Genomic DNA, 6,125 nt, shown 5'->3' on the forward strand with positions numbered 1-6,125 from the left:
GTTTTGACCAAAAAGGATATCATCTCCCTGATCCTGTTGCTGGCCGTGATCGCCTACGGGGCATGGACCTGGTTCAACCGCTCCTACCGCGACACCAGGCTGGACCAGGACCTGCTGGACACCGTGGTGACCATTTCTGCGAAATCCCAGAGCAAAAACGTGGGTGCCCAGATCGATTCTGTTTTCGCCTACATGCACACCTTGGAAGCCAAATTCAACGATTACGACCCCACCAGTTGGGTCTCGAAAGTCAATACTGCCAACGGCAAAGCCGTGCCCATGGACCCCGACGCCTACGAACTCCTCTGCCTGGCGGACAGCCTTTACCAGCTTGCCGGCGGGGCTTTCGACATCACCATCAAACCTCTGTACGACCTCTGGGGATTCAACCGGCCCATCCCGCCAAACGACTCCCTAACGCAAATGCCGCCGGATTCCCTGGTTATCAGGGAAACGCTGAAGAACATGGGTTTCAACAGGGTGCGCTTCAACCAAAAGAGGATCATCCTGCCCCGCGGCATGCAGATCACCTTCGGTGCCCTGGCCAAGGGTTACGTGCTGGACAAGGCCCGGGACTACATGGCCGCGGGCAAGTTCATCAGCGGACAGATAGACTGCACCAGCAGCATGAGCTTTTTCGGCCAGCCGCTGGCCCAGATCGTCAGTGTGCGCCATCCGCGGGCGAACCAGCAGCTGCAAACCATCGGCAGCTTCAAGATCCGCGACGGCTCCCTGAGCACTTCCGGGGATTATCAGCAGTATTTTGAATATGAGAACCGCCGCTATCACCACATCCTGCACCCCAAAACCGGGTATCCGGTGGAAAACGTCTTTTCCGTTACCGTGATCCATCCTTCAGCCGCCTGGGCGGACGGCCTTTCCACCGCGCTCTTCCTGCTGCCGCCGGAAACCGCGATCGAAAAGCTGAAGCGTTATCCCGAAAGCAACGCGGTGATCTTTTACCAGGCCAACGGCGAGATCGTTTCCCTGAAGAGCCTGGGCATGAAAGACCTGGAATGGCACGACGAAGGATGAACATCCCCGACCTCCAGTCCCAGCCAGACTCCCGCCGCATCGGCATCGACAAGGTGGGCGTGAAGGGCATCCGCTATCCCATAGTGGTGGACGACCGCGACCACAAGCTGCAGTCCACCATCGGCGAATTCAACATCTATGTGGACCTTCACCACAGCAAGCGCGGAACCCACATGTCCCGCTTTCTGGAAGTTTTAAACCGCTATCACCGCGACGCCATCATCGGCCAGTTGGACAAACTCCTGCTGGAGCTGAAATCCTCTCTCAAAGCCGACGCCGCCTACATCGACATCCTTTTCCCCTATTTCCTGCGGAAGCGGGCCCCGGTCTCCGGGATCAGTTCCCTGATGGATTACCAGTGCTTCTTTCATGCTTCCTATGCGGAGGATTACAAGCTCTGGATCGGCGCTGTGGTGCCAGTCACCGCGCTCTGTCCCTGCTCGAAGGAGATCTCGGAAGCCGGGGCGCACAACCAGCGCTCGCTGGTGACCATCAAGCTGCGCTACACTGGATTCGTCTGGCTGGAAGAGCTGATCGCCATCGCCGAGGAAGCGTCCAGTTGCCCCGTCTATCCCCTGCTGAAGCGCCGGGACGAAAAATACGTTACCGAAACCGCTTACGCCAGGCCCCGCTTCGTGGAGGACATCGTGCGCGAGGTCACCCAAAGGCTGGAATCCGATCCCCGGGTGCTGGAGTTTTACGTGGAAGCCGACAACTTTGAATCCATCCACAACCACAACGCCTACGCGATGGTCTATCGCCTGGGGCGTGCTTGAGCCCGGTCCCGCGCGCCTTGCCTGATTTCCCCGTCCAACCTGCGGTTTCGGGTTTTCTGCCCAACGGCCTGAAGTACATCCTCAGCGCCGACGCCTCCAATCCCGTTCTCTGCCTGCAGCTTTTCATCCGGATCGGCAGTGCCTGGGAGACGGAGCGCGAAGCCGGTTATTCCCATTTCATGGAACATTTGGCCTTCAAATCCACCCGTGATTTCGGCTACAACCAGATCACCGGCTTTGTGAACGGCTTGGGCGGTTCCATCAATGCCTACACGGATTTTGACTGCACCTGCTACTATCTGCTGCTGCCTTCGGAGTATTTGGCCGAGGGCTTGAAAGTGCTGGCCGAACTGGCCATGCATCCTTCTTTCACCCCAGCGGACCTGGCCATGGAAAAGGATATCATTATCGAGGAGATGGAGCAGAACAAGAACGATCCGGAGGCGGATTTCCTGGATTTCATCCAAACCGCGGCCTTTCAGCGCAATCCCCTCCGCCTTCCCGTGATGGGCACCCCGGCCTCGGTGAAAACAGCCGGGATAGCGGATCTGCGAGCCTTTCACACCAAATATTACCAGCCCGCGAACTCCTTTCTGGTGATCGTGGGAGACTTGGACCGGGACAAGGCTGGCCAAATCCTCAACACCTGCTTTGGCGCCTGGCAAAACACCGCCCCTCTTCCCCACTCCCGCGGCGGAAGCTTCACCGAACCGGAAGCTCCGGGCCAACCCTCGGTCTGGCGCAGGCACAAGCAGGAATTCCTCACCTACATCCTGCCGGAACTCTGCGACACCCATCCCGGCAGCGATCCCCTGCTGATCGCCATGCGCTATCTGGCTGTAGGGCGGTCTTCCCGGCTGTTCAAACGTTTGGTGGAAGAGGAAAAACTGGCCTCCTCGGTGAAGGTTTCATCCTACAGCGGCGTGATGAGTGGAGTTTCGGCGATCGTGGTCGCTCCCATGGGCAAAGCCAACGTCCCCAAGATCCAGTCTGTCTTTCAGCAGGAATACCAGGCTTTGCTGCAAGGGGCCGTCGATCCCGCCGAGATCGAGCTGGTGAAGCGCGACATCATCAACTCCTGGCGCTACGGCTTCGACGGCGTGGAAAACCTGGCCGGGATGCTGGGGGCCGAGGAATTCATCTCCGGCTACGAAACGCTTTACACCTACGACCGGCAGATCCTGCCCCTCGGCCTGGAAGATGTGCTCGCAGCCGTCCGCAAATACTGGCAGCCCTCCAGCTTGCAGATCATCCACCAGTCCCCCCGGGAAGTGGACCTGGCCCTGTCGGTGCCGCCGCTCAAACCCCTTGGGAAAAACCACGCGTTCCGTCAAGTCCTCCTGCCGGAGGCCACCCCTTCCTCCGCGAACGCGAAACTCAGCCTGGAACAATACTCGGAGGATGTTTTCACCGCCACCCTCTCCAACGGGCTGAAATTCATTTACCGCTGGCAGCCCCAGCGTCCCATCAGCGGTTTTGCCCTCTCCACGGATGTCTGCCAGCTGGGCGAAGCCCCCGGACAGCGCGGACTGAACTATCTCTGCTCGGCTGCGATGCTGCATTCCACCCAAAGCCGCAGCTACGCCGAAATGCTCACCACCAGCCGCGAACAGGGAATCAGCCTCAACGTGGAGCCCCATCCCGACACCACCGTTTTCCGGGGAAAATGCTTTCACACGGCCCTGCCCACCGCGCTGTCCATTCTGGCCGAGATCTTCTGGCAGCCAGCCTTTGATCCCAACCATATTCGCCTCCTGAAAAGCACCTCCATCGATCTCCTGCGCCGCGATAACCAGAATCCCTCTAGCCTGGCCTGGCTGCGCTGGTTTCGGCTGCTCTTTGGTCCCAACAGCCCTTACGGCCGCTATTCCGGTAACATCGGCGACCTGGCCGGCCACAACCGCGAAGCGATCCGCGCCTGGTACACCAGCCATTACCGGCCGGAACGTTTCAGCCTGGCCATCGTTAGCTCAGTTGAGCCGCGTCAGGCTCTGGACCTGGTGGGTTCCCTCTTCGAGGGTGGCAAGCCGTCCGGAGATTTGGATCTGCCCGCTCCCCCGGCGCCCCGACCCAGCCGTGTGCGGATGCGGACCCAGCTTCTGGATTCAGGCCAGGCGATCATCCACCTGGGCGGATTCGCGGCCCCAGCCAGGGACAGCATTTCCACCACCGCCTGGCACATTCTGGCCCAGATAATTGGCGGCGACATGGATTCGCGCCTATTCAACCTGGTGCGGGAAAAATACGGCTACGCCTACCAGACCGGCATGGAATACAGCAGCACGCGTGAACTGGGCTATTGGTTCGCCTATTCCTACTGCGATCCCGATGACCGCAAACCCTGCCTGAGACTGATGCGCGAGGTCCTGGCCGCCGTTTGCGCGGAAGGCGTGGGCGCTCAGGAACTGCTGCAAGCCCAAAACTACCTCTGCGGCATGAACCGCTTCGACGCGGAAAGCGCCGCCCTCCAGGCCGTGCTGCTTTCCAGCCTCAGCGCCCTCGGCTATGAGCCCGGTTTCTATCTCAACCGCGAACAGCGCATCCGGGCAATGGATCTGGACACCGTGAACCGCGTCGCCCGCGAGTGGCTGCGGCCTGATAACCACTGGACCCACATCCTCGCATGATCACCCTCGGACTCGACATCGGCTCCCGCAACACCAAGCTGGTCATCTACAACTCTGATGACCGCTCCATCCTTTTTGCCAAGTGGATTTCAACCGAAGTGAACCCCCTCGCGTCCGTGGAGGCCCTTTTGGCCCAAGCGCTCGCCCAAACAGGCTCCGAGACTCCCGGTACGGCAGCCTGCACAGGATACGGCCGAAAACTCTGGAAACACGGCAGGGTGCTTTCGGAGATCTCCTGCCATGCCGCCGGGGTGCGCCATTTCCATCCCGAGGCCAGGACCATCATCGATATCGGCGGCCAGGACGCCAAGATCATCACCCTCGCTGCCGACGGCAAGGTCCGCGATTTTGTGATGAACGACAAATGCGCTGCCGGCACCGGACGCTTTCTGGAAATGACGGCGCTGCGCCTGGATTGCACTCTGGACCAGCTTTCCCAGCTGGCTTCGCTTTCCACGGCCGCCCTGAATATCTCCTCCACCTGCGTGGTCTTCGCCGAATCCGAGATCGTGGGCATGATCGCCGAAAACGCCGCTCCGGCCGATATCGCCCGTGCCGTCCACAACTCCATCGCCAGCCGCGTTCTCACCCAGATCAGCGCCCTGGCTTTCGAACCCCCGGTGGTCTTCACCGGCGGAGTAGCCCTCAACAACGACCTGGTGGCTTGTCTGGCCAGGCAACTGCAACTCCCCGTTGGCGTTCCTCCCTCTCCGGAGATCACCGGCGCTCTCGGCGCAGCCATTCTCGCGGCAACATGAAAATAGACTATCATCTTCATACAGAGTATAGTTACGATAGTAAACTTAAAGCTTCGGATTTGATCTATAAGGCTATCGAACTCAATTACGAAGCCATCGCCATCACGGAACACCTCGATCTGTATCCCTATGAACTCACCCGCTTTGGCCTGCCCTCCTTTGCCCGCTACATAAAACAGCTTGCCTCCCTGAAAGATCAATTCGCCTCTTCCCCGCTCCGGATCATCTGCGGGGTCGAAATCGGCGATTTCCAGCGTGTCAGCGCTTATGCCAACGAGTTTCTGGCCCAGTTGGACTTCGAGCTCAGGCTTGGGGCCGTGCATTTCCTTTCCGATCACACCAACGTGGCGGTGCCTCTCAAAAGGCCGCTCACCGCCTCCGACCATGAAGATTACTACCGGCAGAACCTCGCTCTGGTGAGCGCCTGCGAAATCCAGGTGCTGGCCCATCTGGGCGTGCACAAACGCTATCTTACGGAGCAGCCGGATGAAAACCACTGCCGCGGCCTGCTTGCAGACATCTTTCAGGTGATGATCGAGCGCCGCATCGCCCTCGAGATCAACTTTTCCGCCCTGCGCAAACCCTACGGGCGCATCCTGCCCGATCTCTGGCAGATCGATCTCTACCGCTCCCTGGGCGGGAAGCTTTTCAGCATCGGTAGCGACGCCCATCTGCTGGAACATTTCGACCTCAACTACCATCTGCTGCCCTCCTGGCTGTTCTCTGGGGAGATCGATTTACCCCTCTGAACGCGTTTCCCCCACCCCCGCCCGCAGGCGTACAGCGAACGCAGTGAGGCATGGGCGACAATATGTTTTTGGGGATGCTGTTGTCGATGCTCGTCCCTTGCTCGACGCTAGCTTGGAGTTCAAGGCGCCAAGCCAGATGCCGGACCCAGCTCAGAACCGAGAGCGCTTTGGACTTCAAAC

At 59.5% G+C, this 6,125-nt stretch carries 5 protein-coding genes; all 5 read left to right on the forward strand.

The annotated features are described in order from the left end of the window. The first annotated feature begins 3 nt into the window (after nucleotides 1–3). The 5 genes from LHW45_07070 to LHW45_07090 are packed head-to-tail and all read left to right on the forward strand — an operon-like array spanning nucleotide 4 to nucleotide 5,945. Nucleotides 4–1,035, forward strand: coding sequence for an FAD:protein FMN transferase (locus LHW45_07070; protein ID MCB5285335.1), 1,032 nt, complete (start codon nucleotides 4–6; stop codon nucleotides 1,033–1,035). Then, entirely contained in the window at nucleotides 1,032–1,811 is a 780-nt protein-coding gene (gene folE2 / locus LHW45_07075) for a GTP cyclohydrolase FolE2 (GenBank protein MCB5285336.1), read from the forward strand. Before LHW45_07070 ends, folE2 begins: the two co-directional genes overlap by 4 nt. Then, complete coding sequence (locus LHW45_07080; protein MCB5285337.1) at nucleotides 1,808–4,438, forward strand: insulinase family protein; 2,631 nt, start codon at nucleotides 1,808–1,810, stop codon at nucleotides 4,436–4,438. Before folE2 ends, LHW45_07080 begins: the two co-directional genes overlap by 4 nt. Continuing rightward, nucleotides 4,435–5,196 carry an acyl-CoA dehydratase activase gene (locus LHW45_07085; GenBank protein MCB5285338.1) on the forward strand — a complete coding sequence of 254 codons (762 nt, stop codon included), beginning with the start codon at nucleotides 4,435–4,437 and terminating at the stop codon, nucleotides 5,194–5,196. The genes LHW45_07080 and LHW45_07085 overlap by 4 nt, the downstream gene beginning before the upstream one ends. Further along, nucleotides 5,193–5,945, forward strand: a complete 753-nt coding sequence (locus LHW45_07090; GenBank protein ID MCB5285339.1) for a histidinol-phosphatase HisJ family protein — start codon at nucleotides 5,193–5,195, stop codon at nucleotides 5,943–5,945. The genes LHW45_07085 and LHW45_07090 overlap by 4 nt, the downstream gene beginning before the upstream one ends. Nucleotides 5,946–6,125 lie beyond the last annotated feature (180 nt).

The organism is Candidatus Cloacimonadota bacterium (assembly GCA_020532085.1).
Lineage (GTDB): Bacteria > Cloacimonadota > Cloacimonadia > Cloacimonadales > Cloacimonadaceae > Syntrophosphaera.

Coding starts and splice junctions, on each gene's coding strand:
- folE2 (MCB5285336.1), top strand. CDS start 1,032: ATGAACATCCCCGACCTCCAGTCCCAGCCAGACTCCCGCCGCATCGGC.
- LHW45_07085 (MCB5285338.1), top strand. CDS start 4,435: ATGATCACCCTCGGACTCGACATCGGCTCCCGCAACACCAAGCTGGTC.
- LHW45_07090 (MCB5285339.1), top strand. CDS start 5,193: ATGAAAATAGACTATCATCTTCATACAGAGTATAGTTACGATAGTAAA.